Raw genomic sequence first — 14,981 nt, 5'->3', positions numbered from 1 at the left:
GGTCATTCCTCCCTTTCGAGGTAGAAGGCCGTGTAGGCTTTTCCCAGAGCGATCGCGCCGGCCAGGCGTCCGGCCTCGATCATGATCAACTCAAGCAGGGGTTCCCGGCGCCCGAGCGCTGGATGAAAGAATGGCTTCTCCAGACGCTGCTGCACGGCCTGAATCAACCGCCGGCGTCCCTCGTCGTCGAGGTAGACCCCCTCGCCCTGCCGCACCGCGTGCTTTTTGGAAAGCTGCTTGTTGGTCAGCAGCTTGACCACGGTCATGTCCACCGCCACGACCCGGAAGAGGTCGAGGAGGTCCAGCGCGAGGGCGGGTTGCCGGCGCTGCATTTCGTGCACGATGCCGACTTCGACCAGCAGCCCGCTTTGCAACACGGCGAGCGTCACCAAGGACCGCACGATGCCGTAGCCGTAGGAGAGCGCCGCGTTGGCGTGGTCCTTGGGTGGGCGGGTCCGCCGACCCCGGAAGGGGATCCGCTTGGCCTGCAGGTGAGCGGCCAGGGCCTGGAGGTAGGTGCGGCCGGCCGCGCCTTCCAGACCCCTGAGTCGTTCCAGGGTTTTGGCGCCGTCCAGGCGGGCTTCGAGGCCACGAATGGCCTCGGCGGCGTCTTGGAAACGCTTCGCTTCGGAAGGTGTTTTGGCCCATTTGGCTCGAAGCGCGAGGTACGCGGCCTGCGAGCGCAGCTTGCCCCGCACCAGCTCGGCCGCGAGGTCACGCCGCCGGCCCGGTTCTTGAAGCAAGCGGGCTTGCGCAAGGATCCGCTCCGCGTGCGGCCAGACCCCACCGTGGGTGAGGCCCATGGGCCTGCCCGACCGGTCCAGGTGCGCGAGGGCCCCGCCGTTTTGCAGCACCAGCCGCAGCGCGGGTTCGCTCACGTGGGTGCCCGCGTGCAGAAAGACGAAGCGGACCTTGTTGACCGGGATCGTATGGCGCACTGCGCCGTCTCGCTCCACCGCGAGGTTGCCGTTCTTGCGCACGAGCCTCGACCCGGGCGTTGTCAGGTGTAAAACTCCCATACCCCCAGGGTAGCAGGGGGGTTCTCATCAACCTGCCAGCCCTTGGTCAGGGCGGGGGAATGCGCTTCAGGCGCTCGCTCCCCGCCACCGGACGGCGCACCCTGGGCTCGTAGCGCTCGTTGCTGAGGTAGTAGACGGAAAGGGGCCGTCCCTGGGCGAGCAGCACGAAGCCCACCGACATCAGCGCCGCGCTCATGACCTTGGTGCCCCCGGTGATGTCCAGGGCCAGCGGTTCGGTGGCGGCTTCGGCGAGCTCGCGGGTGGTCCGGTAGATCGGGCGGGGGTCCTCCCGGTCGACCGCGTGCCCCACGACCCTGGCCCCGGTCCACTCGGCGACGAAGGGAAGGTGGCGCTCGGTGTCCGGGGTGTGCAGGAGGTGGACCTCCTGGCTGCCGAACGCCAGCGCCGCCAGCACCGCGGCCTCCGGGCTGGTGCCCAGGGTGTGGACGCTGGTTCGAAAGGGGGTGTCCGGGACGTCGCCTTTGGGCGTGGCCTTCCAGGCCGCGACGAGCGCGGGCCAGACCGCTTGCCGGTAGTAGGCCTGGGCCTCGTCGACGTTGCCGTGGACGTAGGTTTCCACGAAGATCTTCCAGGCGTCCTCAAGCTTCATCGTTCCTCCATCGGGGCCAGGGGGCGGCCGGGGTCAAATCGAAGCCCGCCAGGAAATCACGCAGGGCCCGGTAGTCTTCCTGGCTCACGGGCTGCACCCCGTGGGCCAGGATGCTTTTGTTGCGTTCCTTGATCAGCGCGCCGAGGGTGTTCCTTTGGGCGAAGAGGCGCTGGGGCAGGCTTCCCTTTTCCCCCAGCGCGGTGGCCAGATCGAAGCCGAGCTCGATCAGCGCGAAGAGCCCCCGGGCCTTCCGAACCCGCCTTTTCAAAGAGGTTCGCTTCGTTAAGGCGCGGGGCCAGGTGCCCGGGTTCTTCACGTGCATTCTGTGGGATTCGTAAAAGTGGGCCTCGATCGCGAGCTCCACCGCCCGGTAGAGCCGGGCCAGGGCGTCGTCGTAGCGGCCGGCGTCGGCGCGGCGCTCAGCGTTGGCCAGGAGGTCCGCGAGGACGGCGAAGGTCGGGTGGCCCGACTGCACGTCCTCGCGGACCCGGTCGAGGGCTTCGAGCTGTGCGCCGAGGGCGGAGAGCAGCCGGACCTTGGACGCGTGCCCCCATCGCCGGGCCACTTCCAGCGCCCGGGGGAGGGCCTCCTGAAGGCGCCGGTAGGCCGCCGCGTGATGGAAGCGGTCCCACTCGAACATCCCCTGCGCGATCCGGTGCATCGCCTCGAAGTAGGTGCGTTCGCCTTCCCCCATCTCCGCGCGGTCTTGCAGGATGTCGTTCATGATCTGCGCGGCGGACTGCATGCGCCAGGCGTTCCAGGCCTGCATGAAGGCGCGTTGCTCGAAGACGTGGAAGCGCTCGGTGGGGTCGGCCATGCTGCGGATCTCTTCGTGGCCGGTGACCACCCTTCCCGCGGCGTCGCGGGTCTGGCCGCCCACGTAGACGAAGGTGAACCCGAGGCCCGCCAGGGCCAGGGTCAGGCCCGCGGCCATCGTCTTGGTGCCGCCGGTGGGGTCGGCGAGGAAGGCCTCGACCCCGGCCTCCCTGAGGAGGCGGTAGGCCTTCCTGCCGGCCTGAAAGACCTGGGTCATGTCCTCGGGGTTTTCGAGGCGGAGGGCCTTGTGGCCGGGGACGGGCACCCGTGCCAGGGCCTTTTCCACGTAGGTGAGCGAGCGCTCGCTGGCGAGGAAGACCACGAAGTCCGGTCGGTGGGCGTCGAGGCTCGCGACGATGGGACCTTCAGTGAGCCCGACGGTTTGAATCAGACCTTTCTTCACGCGGTTCAAACCTCCTCGTGAGCCCAAATCCGATCGTCGTCTTGGCCCCCACCCCCGAGAAAAAGGCGAGCTCGCCGAGCCGCGCGGCCCAGCGGGCTTCGTCCTCGCTGGCCTTGGGGAGGTGGAGCGTCAGGCGGCCGACGAAACCCGGGGTGCGGGTGTGGGCGTGGGCGGTCTGGGTGCGGATGTCGAGGTAGCGCAGGGTGGCCTTTTCGATCAGCCCCTTGAGGCGCGCTTCCGGCACGCGCTCGGGTCCAAAGGCGTTCCAGGCCCTAGCCAGCGAGCGAAGGACGCGCTCGGGCTCGGGCAGGGGGTAGTGCAGGTCGCCCTTTTTGAAGAGCGTGGGGCGGAGGAACTCGAAGTGCAGGTCCCGGCTCGGAGGGGTCGCAAGCAGCTCCGGCCAGGTGGTTTGGCCCGCGAGCGGGTGGGCGAGCTCGATCACCGCCGTGGGGGCGGTGCGCTCGCGGCCCAGGGGCAGCGGCTGGCCGAGGGCGTTCCAGAGTTGCTCTAGGGCCGCCCTGGCGAGGTCCTCGTCGAGGAACGCAAACCGCGCCCAGGCCGGGCCCTGGGGGTCCCGACCGCTGGCGATGGCAAAGGGGCGCGGGCCGCTTCCCGCGTGAAGGTCGGGGAAGCGCGGGGTGAGCGCGTGATAGAGCCAGCCCCGGAGGTGGATCGGGGATGGGGGGCGCGGGGTGTCGAGGTAGACGACGACGGCGGCGGGCACGGTTTAGCGCCCCAGGGTGCGAAGAAGGGCGTCGAGGTCCGGGTTTTGCTTCCGGGCCCGCTTGAGCTGGGGATGCGTAAGCTCGCGGGCCTTTTTTTCCTTCAAAAAGGCCTCGAGCGCCTGTTTCTCCGCGTCCGGGAGGTCCTTCCAGAGGACGGCCACCCGACCGAGGGTTTGCGCGATGTCCTGCTTCCAGGCGACGAAGCTGGCCTGTTGGAGGGCCTCCTCGAGGGCCTGGCTGCGGGGGGGCTCGAGCTCGGAGAACGTCCCTTCAAACGCGAATCGCCCGTAGCCCAGGGTCGTCTTGGCCCCGACGCCCTCGTCTTCCAGCGCCTTTTTGAGCAGCTTGGCGGCGAGGTCGAGCACCTTCCGGCCGTTCTCCAAGGCTTCCCCGGGGAGCGGCACCAGCCCCAGGTAGAAGTGAAAGGCCCCCCGCGCGGTGATGAAGGGCACCGGGATGGGGGCGTCCCAGTCGGCGGGCGGTTGGCCCTTGCCCTGGTAGTACTCGGGATGGTGGACGGTGATCACGTCCGGGTCGAGCTGGTAATCCTTCGGGTCGGGCAGGGCGTCGTAGAAGATCACCAGGCCGCTTTCTTCGGTATCCCCGAAGATCAGCTTTTGTAGCTCGCCGCGGGTGGTCTTGCCGTCTTTGAACGCGCGGCGCCACGCCTCGTGCTTCAGGTACTTGGCCGCGTAGCTGCTGGCGAGGCCTTTGAGCGCCGAGCCCGGAATGTAGGGCACGCCGTAGGTGCGGTGGAGGGTTATCGAGGTTTCCAACACCGCGTTCGCTCCGAGGCCCACGCTCAGCCGGCCTTGGGTTTTGCCGGTTGCGGTGTAGACGGGGCCGGGGCGGTTGGCCAGGGCGGCCTGGTAGCGCCTGAAATAGGCATCGTAGGCATTATTTCCGGCTGTTTTTCCCAGCTTGATGACTTGGTCGACCAGTTCGTGCTTGGCCTTTGCGTCCTCCTTGTCGGAGGTCCGGAGGTATTTATCGAGCCAGAGGCCGGGGTGGGTGCTGTTGACTGGGGATAAGTCCGCAAGCTTTTCTCTGCGGGTGGAACTTGGCATGGCTTATTCCTCCCCGGGTTCGACTTTGAGCACGCTCTGGGCGAAGCGCTTGAACCAGTCGGCCACCGCCAGGGCCTCGCGGGTCATGCGCATGTACTCCGGGAGCTCGGCGTGTTGCGCCTGCTCGAAGTAGGCCTTGAAGGCCGCCTCCCCCCGTTCCGACGCGCCTTCAAGCTTTCGGAGGACGCTGGCGAAGTCGCGGATGAACGCTTTGTGCGCGTCGTTGCCCCGCGCATCGACGAAGGCCAGGGCCTGCACCAGCCCGGCGCTTCTGAGGAGCGCGGGGAAGCGCAGCGCCATGCTGCCGTAGTCGTTGCGTGTCTTTTCGTCTTTGTTTTGATGCTGCTCGACGATCTTGTAGACCGCGCTCGCCCGTTTTTGCTCGCGGGTCATCGCTACGCCTCCCGGTTCGAGACGAAGGCCACGCGGGAAAGCCCCCGGCCCACGGTGGCGTTGCCACCGAACTGAAGGGTGCGGTCGGCGAGGTTCTGGATCTGCGCAAGCACCTCCTGGCCTTGAAGGGGCGCGCCGTTCACCTGGCCGAAGGTCTGAGGAGCAACGCTAAGAAGCCCGTAGAGCACGCTTTCGGCGGGGATGTTCTCCTCGAACCAGAGGGCGCCTTTGGCGACGGTCTTTTTCTCTTCGTCGATGCGGATGCGGGTGACCACTTCCAGGGCGGTCTCGAGAAGGAAGCTCATCACGTCGTCATGGAGGAAGAGGAGGCGGTTTTTCAGGGGAAGGTCCAGGTCGCCGGTGCGCTCTGCGAGCCAGGTCTCCCATTCTTCGATTTCCTTGGCGTTCTGCGCTTTGAAGTCCAGGTCTTCCAGGTAGACCTCCCCTTTAGTAGCGACCTCGCTGGCCTGGCCTGCCAGCGCCACCCCCTGCTCCTTAGGGGCCTGGGGAAGCTCTGGGGGCTCGAGCCCGGCCATCGTGGCCTCCCGCCTGAACCGCTTGAGGAGGTAGGGGCTCGTCGCGTAGGCAAAGACCCCGGCGTAGCTGCGCACGGGCAGCAAAAGGAGCTTCGCGTCGCCGAAGTAGGCGGCGCCGGCGTGCTCCGAGGCGTGTTCGGTGTCGGGCCCGAAGATCGCCGCGACCTTGCCTTCTGGCCATTCAAGGCGAGCCACATCGCGCAGGACGCCCTTGACCGAGCTCCCGGGCAGGTAGGGAATCCCGGTGGCCTTTTCCCGGGCCACCGGAAGGTCCACGCTGCCGACGCCTTGGCCCACGCCCGGGTGAAGCGGGCTGAGGGCGTGAATGAGGTAAACCGCTGCTTTGTTCATCGCCTTTCCTCCTTAAGCCACTTGACAAACGCACGCACGGGATCCGTTTCTCCGCCTGCATGGCGCAAGGGTTCAATCTTCTGGGCCTCCTCGAGGGTGAGCTCGATGGCCACTTTGTAATGCGTTTGCGGGGCGTCCAGGACATAGGCCTCGGGCAGTTGCCGATTGCCCTCGAGCACGTACACCAGAACTGGGCCAGTTTTGGCGTAGGGTTTGAACGCCAGCGGGCTGGCGAGGCGCTCATGGGTCTCGCCTTTGAGGATGGTGTCTGGGGGATCGCTCTTGTCTTTATTCTTCTTGTCGAAATCTTTAAAGTGGAAGACGATCGGAAGGCCGAAATGGCCCCGGGGGAACTTGTGAACCGGGTGCTTTGGGTCGTGTCCGGGGCTGTGCATACCGGTTAACCTGCGGATCTCGTCGGGCTCGGGCCACTTGCTGCGTCCCCGTTGCCCGTTCCGCCACTGGCGGAAGGCCTTGTAGCGCTCGGCCAGCTCGCGCCATGACCCGGGGAAGAGCTTAAACAGGCTGTCCACCGTGAGGTGGGGAACGCCCTCGGGCCAGGTGTGGCCGCGCACCCAGTGCTTGAGTTTTGCGCGGATGGTTTCCAGGCTTGGGGGGTTGGACGCCACCGGCACCACGGAACCGAACCCCCTACGGGTCCGCGCGCCGACGCCGCCGAAGGTTTCCCAGGCCCAGAGGGCGGCATCGACCTCATTTTTTAATTCGTTCAACCCCAAAGCACCGTCATTGCCCCCGCTCTCATTCGCTGCGTGCAAGGTCAGAGTTAGGCGGAAACGAATATCGATTGCTAAGCCTTTTTCCTTGTCCTCTTCGCTTCCTTGTAGAAGAGGAAACACCAGATAACGCGGGGCATTTTGGGCGTGAAGGTGTCTAAGTTTATTGGGATCAGCTGGTTCCAAAAGATCCAAGCGAATACTAACCCGCGAGCTTTGCTTCTTTACGGTAACGCCGCCCCAGATCTGTTCTTCGAGAGCCAATAGGCGCTGAAGGCTGCCTTTTGATTGCCATCCTCTAATGGCTCTCCACCAAAACCGGAGCTGTCCTTTGATCGAGGATGAACGGAGCACGGTGACCGAATCCGCGCGGTTTTTTTGTTCTCCCCCGCCAAAGAGCGGCGTGACCAGCCGGTATTCGCGCTCTTCGCGGATAATGGCCCGACGCTCGTTTTTCTCGCCTTTCCCGCCTTTCTCCTGCCAAAGGTCTTCGGCATTCGGGTTGAAGCTGTCCTTGAGTTTGACGCTTCGCGGCATGGCTACCTCCAGACCCCCACCACCGCCAGCCCGTAGCCGTCGCGCTGGCTTTGTTCGGGCTGTTGGGGGAGGCGTTGCATCCAATGGTTGCGAACCCACGTTTCAATGTCCTCAACGCCGCTTAGGTCGACGAAGTAGACCGAACCCGCGGGCACGAGCCGGCGGCTGGGCTTGGGGGTGCCGGCGAGCATGTCCCAGCCGGAGACCGTGAGCGGCCGGCCCACCGCCGCGGCGGCGATGCGCGCCCCGCCCAGGTACCCGCCTGCGGGGAGAAAGGGAGCGGTGTGGCCGTTGGTGTTGAAATCGGCGGGGGTGAGGAGCACCACGCGGGCGCGCCGGGCGCTGGCGATGGCCTCGATCAGCCCGGGGGGAGGCTCGGCGGGCCAGAGGGCGTCGTCTTTACCGGCTTCCCAGAGCGCCAGCCGGCGCTCGCCTCCGAGCGGATACACCCCGGTGAGGGCGGTCTTGAGGTCTTCGCCGCAAGCTTGGGGCGGGATGCCCAAGACCCGGACCAAGAGCGCGAGGTCATGAACCCCGGCGAGCGAGGCGGTGCGCCCTTCCTCGGCGTGGGCGAACGCGAGGCCGCTGGTTTCGAAGAGCATGGATTCCTCGGCGGTTTGCGTTGCCGCCGCGATCTTTACGTGGGTACGATAGGTGACCTGCGGTCCGGAGATCCCCAGCTCGGCGGGGGTGGAGAGCCGTTCTCCGGCATCGGGGATGCCTGAGAGCCAGGCGAAAAAGCGCGACGCGTGCCAGAAGGCGGGCATCGCTTCCGGCTTGCCCTCGGGCATGTCTTGGGGGGCGAAGACCGGCATCAAGCCGTTTGGAAGGTTGGTGAGGGTGCCTTCGGGAAGCGCCTCTGGACGCAGCTGGAAGAGCGTGTACGGCGTTTCCCCGTGTTCGGACTTCATGAGCAGCGCGTCAAGCGGGGCGGGGTAGAGCAGCGCGTTTTGGGCATGGTCGAGGAGCAACGGCCCCTCGATGCAGATCTGGGTGAGCAGGTCCCGCCACGTTTGGGGCGCGTCCTTTGTGTAGCCGCAGGCCTGGCCCACGCGCCCGCGCACCGCACCGGCGATCACCTGGGGCGGGGGGAAGGGATAGCCGCGCACCTTGGCGCCGGGGAAGGCCGAGAAGGGCCGGCCGTCGCGAACGACCAGGGGGTCTCGGGGCTGGATCTCGAGGATCATCGGGTTCCCTCCGGGTGGGCCAGGGCCAGCGCTCTGGCGAACGCTCGGGCCACGATCAGTTCCCGGCTCAGGCGGTCGGCGCCGTATTGCTTGAGCCAAGCCTTGATGCACGCGTCCACTTCGTTCTCCTCCCGCTCCTGGATGCACGATTTCTTGAGGCAGTCGGCGACGCGCATCTTCAGCGCGCAACCCCAGTCGTTCGCTGCCTTGCCGGTGTCCTTGCGCTTGAGGATCCGCACCGCCTCCTCGGCGAGCAGCGCCTCGCCCTGCGGGAGGTCGCCGAGCACGCTGGCGGCTTCCCTGAGCTCGTAGGCAAAGCGCTGGGGAAGAGCCCCTTGGTTCTGCCACTCGGCGAGGAGCGTGAGCCGCTGGTCCAGGGCAAACGGCTCGTCCCAAGTGCCGCGGGCGGTGGTCTCCGCGCCTGATCTCGGCGAAAAGGTCACCGCGAGCGCGTTCCGGGTCCTCTTGGCCTCCTTTTCCGCCTTGCGCGCGAGGTTGAGTGCTTCGCCGAGATCGAAGAGGTGGTGCACCACGGCCAGGCCCACCGAGAGAGTGGGAGACGCCTCATCGGCCTTGAAGCCTTTCATCCTCGTTTCGAAGCATTCCGCCAGCTCCCGGGCGCAGGCGAGCGCGGTGTGCAGCGGGAGGAGCGCGAGGACGTCGTCGCCGCCGGAGTAGACGAGCGACCCCATGTGGCGCTCCACGATCTTTTTGACGTCCATGGCAAATGCGTTAAGCGTGGAGGACAGCTGTTTGTGTTGCTGGATGCCCTTTTGCGCGCTGATGGCCTTGCCCATGCGGTCGCCGTCGGCGTGCAGGATGGCGTAGTAAGGGTAGGGCTCGCGGCCCAGCCTACGGTAGAGCTCGCCGAGCGCCCGTTGGGTCGCTTCCCAGGTTGCCTGGTCCTGGCCACCTTCCTCGGCGAGCTCCCGGTGGCGGCTGGGGAAGAAGATGCGGGGGTCGAGGTCCCTGAGGAAGCCGAATCGCTCGATGAGGTGCTTCGGTGGCCAGCCGTCGTAGACAACCCCCAGCTCTGCTTGCAGGGTCTTGGCCTGCTTCGTGAGCGCGTCGCGCTCGTCCTGGTTGAGGCCCTCGAGCAGGGGCAAGAGGGCCATGTGGCTGGTGCTGGCGAAGGCCCGCTTCGGGGTTTTCCCGCTGCGGGCCAAAAACCGCCGCTTGAGGAGGTCCACGCCGGAGAGCTCCTCGCCCGGTCGGAAGCCGGCCTTGTAGCGGCGCTGGGCTTGTTGCTTATTGCGGGTCCAGTTAGGAAAGTGGGTGACGCTCTCCAGCTGACCGCTCAAGGAGCTCTTGGGCACCCGTTCGGCCCAGGCGGAGGTGGGGCCGAAGTCCCGGGTCGCTTTGCGCGCGGCCATGACCCGGCCGAGGTGTTGGCGGGCCTCTGGGTAGGCGTCTTCACCGGTGAGGGGGGTCGCCGCCCAGTAGAACTCGATCGCGTCCTCGACCTGGGCGAGGGCCGCCCTTCGCCGGGTCAGCACCGCTTGGGTGGTGTTGCTGTTGAAGATGGCCCTGGCTGCCCCGATCAAGCACGCCTTGGCCGCTCGGTGGGCGTCATCCACGAGTCGCTTGAGCGCCTCGGGGCCCTCGGCTCGGACGACGGCCTGGATGACGTTGGGGATGCCCGCGTTCTTGAGCTCGTTGATGGCTTTGGGGCTGTTCGCCGCGGGGAAGATGAGCTCGGCGCCGCGCTCGAGGAGGCGGGTCGCGATCGTGCCCGCCACCTCGGAAAGGAGCTGGCTGCCCGCGTAGAGGTCCCGCGTTCTTCGCGCGGTGGCGATGAAGCCCTGAACGGGGCCGATGTTGATCAGCAAAAGATAGGTCTGGGGCATGGTGCACCTCGGTTGAAACGCATCCTAATACGAAGCAGGGCGACCGCCGGTGATATTTCGGACCGGCGGTCGCGGTGCGCCGTGGCGAGCCGGTGGACGGGGGGATGGGCTAGGGCACCAGGACCGCGGCGCCGGTCAGCCTCCCCTGGCGCAGGGCGTCGAGGGCGTCGTTCGCGGCCTCGAGGGGGAAGACCTGGACCTCGGGCACCACCGGCACCTTGGGCGCGATGGCCAGAAAGCCCCGGGCGTCCTCGCGGGTGAGGTTGGCCACCGAGCGGATCTTGCGCTCGTGCCAGAGCAGGTCGTAGGGCATCGTTGGGACCGGGCTCATGTAGATTCCTCCGAGGACCAGGGTGCCCCCGGGCTCGAGGTGCTTGAGCGCCTCGGGGATCAGCGCGCCCACCGGGGCGAAGATGATCGCCGCCTCCAGGGGCTCGGGCGGGGCCTCGGTGGAATCGCCGGCCCATGTCGCCCTCATCCTTCGGGCGAAGGCTTTCGCCGCCTCGTCGCCGGGGCGGACGAAGGCGAAGACCTGCTTTTGTTCGAACCGCGCCACCTGGGCGAGCAGGTGGGCGGCGGCGCCGAAGCCATAGAAGCCGATCCGCTCCCGGTCGCGCACGAAGCGGTAGCTCCGGAACCCGGTGAGGCCGGCGCACATCCAGGGGGCCATCGTGACCGGGTCGCGGTCCTCCGGCAGGGGGTAGGCGTAGTCCGCGTAGGCCAGGGCGTAGTCGGCAAAGCCCCCGTCGAGGTGGTAGCCGGTGAACTTCGCGCGTTCGCAGAGGTTTTCCTCGCCCCGGCGGCAGAACTTGCAGGTCCCGCAGGTCCAGCCCAGCCAGCCCACCCCGACCCGCTGGCCGGGGACCTTGTCCCGGACCCCGGGGCCGAGGGCGTCGACCCGGCCCACGATCTGATGCCCGAGAACCAGGGGCAGCCGGGGCGGGGGGAGCTCGCCGTCGGCGATGTGCTGGTCGGTGCGGCAGACGCCGGAGGCCTCGATCCGGATGCGGATCTGCCCCTCGCCGGGCTCGGGCAGGGGGCGTTCTTCCAGGACCAGGGGCCGCTTGACCTCGCGGAGCACCATTGCGCGCATGCCCTCATTCTCCACCCGGTGACGCTTTTTTGACGCGGCCTTTTCTAGCCTCGGGCTGGAGGTGCTCGATGAAACGTATCCTTGGGCTTTTCGTGCTCGCGGCTTGGTGGCTTTCAGCTTGCAGCCCGGGTTCACCCCCGCCCGTGGACGGGGTGGGGACGTGCCGGCTTTCCGGGGAGATCGCCGACGCGCGCACCCTGTCACCGGAGACGTGTAGCCCCTATTTGGTGGTGGGGGACCTCGAGGTCACCGAGACCGGGGCGCTCACCCTGGCACCCGGCACCGAGCTGGTCTTCGCGCAGGACACCGGCCTCTTCGTGACCGGGCACGGCAAGCTGATCGCCGCGGGAAGCGCCGCCGCGCCGGTGGTGCTGCGCGGGGCGACCGCCACCCCCGGCTACTGGAAGGGCCTGGTCTTTACGGACGCCAACAGCTTCGACAACCGCCTGGTGTACGTCGAGGTCCGCGACGCCGCTGGGGCCGATACCTGGGACCCCGGGGCCTTCGGGACCTACCGGGCGGCGGTGGCCCTGGTCGGGGCCTCGCGGGTCGAGGTGCAGCACGCCAAGGTCTGGAAGAACGCCGGGGCGGCCTTCTTCGTGGACGACGCGGTGGATCTGGGCTCGGGGTTTGCCCACAACCTCCTGACCGAAAACCAGGGCGTTCCTATGCTCGTCTACGCCAGCCGGGTCGACCAGATCGAAATGGACAACGACTTTCGCGGGAACGCCGCGGGCAAGGACGCCGTGCGCGTCGCCGAGGGCTACCGCGAGGTGCAGGACGCGACCTGGGCGGCGCTCAACGTGCCCTACCGGGTCAAGGGGGAGGTCACCGTGGCCGACGGCCACACCCTTACCCTTTCGCCGGGGACCCGGCTGGTCTTCGAGCAGGACGCCCGGCTCACGGTGAGCGACGGTGGCGGGGGTCTCACCGCGGTGGGGACCGCCGCCGCGCCGATCGTCTTCACCGGGCTTTCCCCGGTGCCCGGCTACTGGTGTGGCCTTTACTTCCACGACACGAACAGCCCCGACAACCGCCTGGAGCAGGTGATCGTCGAGTACGGGGGCAGCGAGGCCGCAAGCTGCGCCAGCCAGAGCGATCATTTCGCCAACGTCCTGGTGGACAGCTCCGGCAACGCCTCCCACCAGCGCCTGGTGATCAAGAACGCGACGATTCGAAAGAGCGCCCACTACGGCCTGGTGGTGGCGAACACCACCGACCGCGTCCTGAGCGCGATCACCTACGCGGACAACGCCGACGGGGACTTCCTGGAGGAGACCTACTAGGCCCGCTGCTTGGCCTTCCACTCCAGCCCGGCCCAGATGAGGTCGTCGAGGTCGCCCTCGAGGACGTTCTCTGGGTCGTGGCGCATCAGCCCGGTGCGGTGGTCCTTGATGTACTGCTTGTCCAGCACGTAGGAGCGAATCTGGCTGCCCCACTCGATGGGCCGGGCCTCGCCCTTGAGCTTTTTCAGCTCCTCCTCGCGCTTTTTCTCTTCCAGGGCGAAGAGCCTGGCCTTGAGGACGTTCAGCGCCAGCTCCTTGTTCTTGTGCTGGCTGCGGGTGGCCTGGCTGGTGACGGTGAGGCCGGTGGGCAGGTGCACGATGCGCACCGCGCTGTCGGTGGTGTTGACGTGCTGGCCGCCGGCGCCCTGGCTGCGGAAGACGTCGATGCGCAGGTCCTCGGGCTTGATCTCGATCTCGATCGAGTCGTCGATCTCGGGCATCACCTCGACCCCGGCGAAGCTGGTGTGGCGCCGCCCCGAGGCGTCGAAGGGGGAGGGGCGGACCAGGCGGTGCACCCCGGCCTCGGCGGAGAGCAGGCCGTAGGCGTTCTCGCCGCGGACGATCATCTGGGCGTAGTCGATCCCCGCCTCGGGGCCCGGGACCACGTCCACGACCTCGAGGCCAAAGCCCTTCTTCTCCGCCCACTTGGTGTACATGCGAAAGAGCATCTGGGCCCAGTCCATGGCCTCGGTCCCCCCGGCGCCGGGCTGGATGGTGAGGATGGCGTTCTTCTCGGCGTGGGGGAAGTTTAGGAGCGTCTCCCGGTAGAGCTCGGCGAGCCGGCGCTCGGCCTCCTCGAACTCGCTGGCGAGCGCCTCGGCGGCGTCGGGCCCCAGCTCGGCCTCGAGCTCGGCGAGGCTTTTGAGGTCGCCCTCGAGCCCCCGGTAGTGCTCGACCACGCGGCGCAGCCGCGCTGCCTTTTGGGTCAGGCCCTTGGCCCGCTCGGGGTCGGACCAGAGCTCGGGGTTTTCCAGCTCGGCCTCGAGGGTCTTGAGCTCGGCTTCCTTTTGGGGGATGTCAAAGATACCCCCTGAGGGCGTCGAGTCGTTGAAGGAGGTCGTTGGTGTTCACAACGTTTTAGTTTACTTCCTGGGGCGGGTAAGTTAAAGGGCGTGGACCGACGTCGCCTGATCGTGACCATCGACGGCCCGGGGGCTTCCGGGAAGTCCTCGACCGCGCGCGGGGTGGCCCGGGCGCTCGGCATTCCCTACGTCTCCAGCGGTCTCCTCTACCGCGCCGCGGCGCTGATCGCGCTGGGGGAGGGCGTGGACCCTGAGGACGAGGCCGCGGTCCTGGCGGCGCTCGGCCGCCACCAGGTCGCGCTGATCCCCGGGATGGAGGGGGACCGGGTGCTGGTGGACGGCACCGACGTCACCCCCCGGCTGCACTCCCGCGAGGTGGACCGGGTGGTCAGCCTGGTGGCCAAGCACCCCCGGGTGCGGGCCTGGGTCAACGACCGCCTGCGGGCGATGCCCCCGCCCTTCGTCGTCGATGGTCGGGACATGGGCCGGGTGGTCTTTCCCGAGGCCCCGTTCAAGTTCTTCCTCTGGGCCGACCCCGAGGTGCGCGCCCGGCGGCGGGCCAAGGAGCGCGGGGCGGACCCCCGGGCGATCGAGGCCGAGCTGCGCGAGCGCGACTTCCGCGACCGGGCCCAGACCGAGCCCGCGCCGGATGCGGTCTTCATCGACACCAGCCGGCTCACCCTGGACAAGGTGGTGCGCCGGGTGGTGGAAGCGATCGAGAAGAAAGACCCCTAAAGCCCCTGCAGGAAGGGGTTGGTGCGCCGTTCTTCGGCGAGGGTGGTCTCGGGGCCATGCCCGGGGAGGACCCGGGTCTCGCCGGGCAGGGTCAGCAGCCGTCGGAGCGAGGCGAAGAGCTGGTCGCGATCGGCGCCGGGCAGGTCGTAGCGACCGACGCCGCCGCGGAAGAGCAGGTCCCCGCCGAAGAGGACGCCGGCGTTGGGGAAGTAAAACGCCAGGTGGCCGGGGCTGTGGCCGGGGACAAAGCGCACCTCCCCGCCCAGGGGGAGCCGGTCGCCTTCCACCAAAAAGCCCGTCGGCGGGGGCGGTTGGGGGACCGAGAAGCCCCAGCTCGCCGCGGCCAGCTGGGCGTTCTCGTAAAGGGGAAGGTCCGCGGCGTGCAGGTAGACCGGGAGCGCGAGGGCCTCGACCAGCGGGGCCACCGCGCCGAGGTGGTCGAAGTGGGCGTGGGTCAGGTAGATCGCCCGGGGCGTGAAGCCGGCGGCGGCGATGGCCTTGAGGAGCGTTTCCGGCTCGTCCCCGGGATCGATGATGAAGCCCTCCTCCCCCTCCCAGACCAGGTAGGTGTTCTCCGCCAGGGGGCTGACGGTCAGCGCTCGGATCTCCACGCCCTCAGG

The 14,981-nt window shown here is 67.8% G+C and carries 15 protein-coding genes; 2 read left to right on the top strand and 13 right to left on the bottom strand.

Annotation, left to right across the window (positions count from 1 at the left end; genetic code table 11):
* Nucleotides 1–2 precede the first annotated feature (2 nt).
* The 11 genes from cas1 to ACZ48Y_RS06750 form a co-directional block, all read right to left on the bottom strand.
* On the bottom strand, nt 3–1,019 hold the full coding sequence (gene cas1, locus ACZ48Y_RS06800) for a CRISPR-associated endonuclease Cas1 (protein WP_464739731.1): 1,017 nt from the start codon (nt 1,017–1,019) through the stop codon (nt 3–5).
* A gap of 46 nt (nt 1,020–1,065) precedes the next feature.
* Nucleotides 1,066–1,629, bottom strand: coding sequence for a hypothetical protein (locus ACZ48Y_RS06795; RefSeq protein WP_464739730.1), 564 nt, complete (start codon nt 1,627–1,629; stop codon nt 1,066–1,068).
* The gene (locus ACZ48Y_RS06790; RefSeq protein WP_464739729.1) at nt 1,619–2,848 is read right to left on the bottom strand and encodes a TIGR02710 family CRISPR-associated CARF protein; all 1,230 of its coding nucleotides are present in this window, start codon (nt 2,846–2,848) and stop codon (nt 1,619–1,621) included. Before ACZ48Y_RS06790 ends, ACZ48Y_RS06795 begins: the two co-directional genes overlap by 11 nt.
* Nucleotides 2,811–3,572 carry a CRISPR system precrRNA processing endoribonuclease RAMP protein Cas6 gene (cas6, locus tag ACZ48Y_RS06785; protein ID WP_464739728.1) on the bottom strand — a complete coding sequence of 254 codons (762 nt, stop codon included), beginning with the start codon at nt 3,570–3,572 and terminating at the stop codon, nt 2,811–2,813. Before cas6 ends, ACZ48Y_RS06790 begins: the two co-directional genes overlap by 38 nt.
* Nucleotides 3,573–3,575: 3 nt before the next feature.
* Nucleotides 3,576–4,640, bottom strand: coding sequence for a type III-B CRISPR module RAMP protein Cmr6 (cmr6, locus tag ACZ48Y_RS06780; protein WP_464739727.1), 1,065 nt, complete (start codon nt 4,638–4,640; stop codon nt 3,576–3,578).
* A 3-nt stretch (nt 4,641–4,643) separates the two neighbouring features.
* Entirely contained in the window at nt 4,644–5,033 is a 390-nt protein-coding gene (cmr5, locus tag ACZ48Y_RS06775; RefSeq protein WP_464739726.1) for a type III-B CRISPR module-associated protein Cmr5, read from the bottom strand.
* Between the two features lie 2 nt (nt 5,034–5,035).
* Entirely contained in the window at nt 5,036–5,920 is an 885-nt protein-coding gene (cmr4, locus tag ACZ48Y_RS06770; RefSeq protein WP_464739725.1) for a type III-B CRISPR module RAMP protein Cmr4, read from the bottom strand.
* Nucleotides 5,917–7,191 carry a type III-B CRISPR module RAMP protein Cmr1 gene (gene cmr1, locus ACZ48Y_RS06765; protein WP_464739724.1) on the bottom strand — a complete coding sequence of 425 codons (1,275 nt, stop codon included), beginning with the start codon at nt 7,189–7,191 and terminating at the stop codon, nt 5,917–5,919. Before cmr1 ends, cmr4 begins: the two co-directional genes overlap by 4 nt.
* A 2-nt stretch (nt 7,192–7,193) precedes the next feature.
* Nucleotides 7,194–8,378 (bottom strand): type III-B CRISPR module-associated Cmr3 family protein, encoded by a 1,185-nt coding sequence (locus tag ACZ48Y_RS06760; protein WP_464739723.1) that lies wholly within the window; start codon nt 8,376–8,378, stop codon nt 7,194–7,196.
* Nucleotides 8,375–10,225, bottom strand: coding sequence for a type III-B CRISPR-associated protein Cas10/Cmr2 (gene cas10 / locus ACZ48Y_RS06755; protein ID WP_464739722.1), 1,851 nt, complete (start codon nt 10,223–10,225; stop codon nt 8,375–8,377). Before cas10 ends, ACZ48Y_RS06760 begins: the two co-directional genes overlap by 4 nt.
* A gap of 109 nt (nt 10,226–10,334) precedes the next feature.
* Complete coding sequence (locus ACZ48Y_RS06750) at nt 10,335–11,318, bottom strand: zinc-dependent alcohol dehydrogenase family protein (RefSeq protein WP_464739721.1); 984 nt, start codon at nt 11,316–11,318, stop codon at nt 10,335–10,337.
* A gap of 68 nt (nt 11,319–11,386) precedes the next feature.
* Here ACZ48Y_RS06750 and ACZ48Y_RS06745 point away from each other — a divergent pair, with 68 nt between their 5' ends.
* A complete protein-coding gene (locus tag ACZ48Y_RS06745; protein WP_464739720.1) occupies nt 11,387–12,604 on the top strand; it encodes a hypothetical protein in 1,218 nt (405 codons plus the stop codon).
* On the opposite strand, the gene prfB is transcribed toward ACZ48Y_RS06745, so the two are convergent.
* A protein-coding gene (prfB, locus tag ACZ48Y_RS06740; RefSeq protein ID WP_464739719.1) for a peptide chain release factor 2 occupies nt 12,601–13,675 on the bottom strand; the annotation gives its coding sequence in 2 pieces (ribosomal slippage) (nt 12,601–13,623 and nt 13,625–13,675; 1,074 coding nt in all). The genes ACZ48Y_RS06745 and prfB overlap by 4 nt on opposite strands.
* Nucleotides 13,676–13,716: 41 nt before the next feature.
* Between prfB and cmk the strand changes: the two genes are divergently transcribed.
* A complete protein-coding gene (cmk, locus tag ACZ48Y_RS06735; protein ID WP_464739718.1) occupies nt 13,717–14,361 on the top strand; it encodes a (d)CMP kinase in 645 nt (214 codons plus the stop codon).
* Here cmk and ACZ48Y_RS06730 read toward each other — a convergent pair.
* Nucleotides 14,358–14,972, bottom strand: coding sequence for an MBL fold metallo-hydrolase (locus ACZ48Y_RS06730; RefSeq protein WP_464739717.1), 615 nt, complete (start codon nt 14,970–14,972; stop codon nt 14,358–14,360). The genes cmk and ACZ48Y_RS06730 overlap by 4 nt on opposite strands.
* Nucleotides 14,973–14,981: the final 9 nt, after the last annotated feature.

The organism is Rhabdothermus arcticus (assembly GCF_055382915.1).
This window is presented reverse-complemented; position numbering and strand designations above follow the sequence as displayed.

Excerpts from the sequence above, each read along its gene's own strand:
- cas1 (WP_464739731.1), bottom strand. The coding sequence starts at position 1,019 with ATGGGAGTTTTACACCTGACAACGCCCGGGTCGAGGCTCGTGCGCAAG.
- ACZ48Y_RS06795 (WP_464739730.1), bottom strand. The coding sequence starts at position 1,629 with ATGAAGCTTGAGGACGCCTGGAAGATCTTCGTGGAAACCTACGTCCAC.
- cmr6 (WP_464739727.1), bottom strand. The coding sequence starts at position 4,640 with ATGCCAAGTTCCACCCGCAGAGAAAAGCTTGCGGACTTATCCCCAGTC.
- cmr5 (WP_464739726.1), bottom strand. The coding sequence starts at position 5,033 with ATGACCCGCGAGCAAAAACGGGCGAGCGCGGTCTACAAGATCGTCGAG.
- cmr4 (WP_464739725.1), bottom strand. The coding sequence starts at position 5,920 with ATGAACAAAGCAGCGGTTTACCTCATTCACGCCCTCAGCCCGCTTCAC.
- cmr1 (WP_464739724.1), bottom strand. The coding sequence starts at position 7,191 with ATGCCGCGAAGCGTCAAACTCAAGGACAGCTTCAACCCGAATGCCGAA.
- ACZ48Y_RS06760 (WP_464739723.1), bottom strand. The coding sequence starts at position 8,378 with ATGATCCTCGAGATCCAGCCCCGAGACCCCCTGGTCGTTCGCGACGGC.
- cas10 (WP_464739722.1), bottom strand. The coding sequence starts at position 10,225 with ATGCCCCAGACCTATCTTTTGCTGATCAACATCGGCCCCGTTCAGGGC.
- ACZ48Y_RS06750 (WP_464739721.1), bottom strand. The coding sequence starts at position 11,318 with ATGCGCGCAATGGTGCTCCGCGAGGTCAAGCGGCCCCTGGTCCTGGAA.
- ACZ48Y_RS06745 (WP_464739720.1), top strand. The coding sequence starts at position 11,387 with ATGAAACGTATCCTTGGGCTTTTCGTGCTCGCGGCTTGGTGGCTTTCA.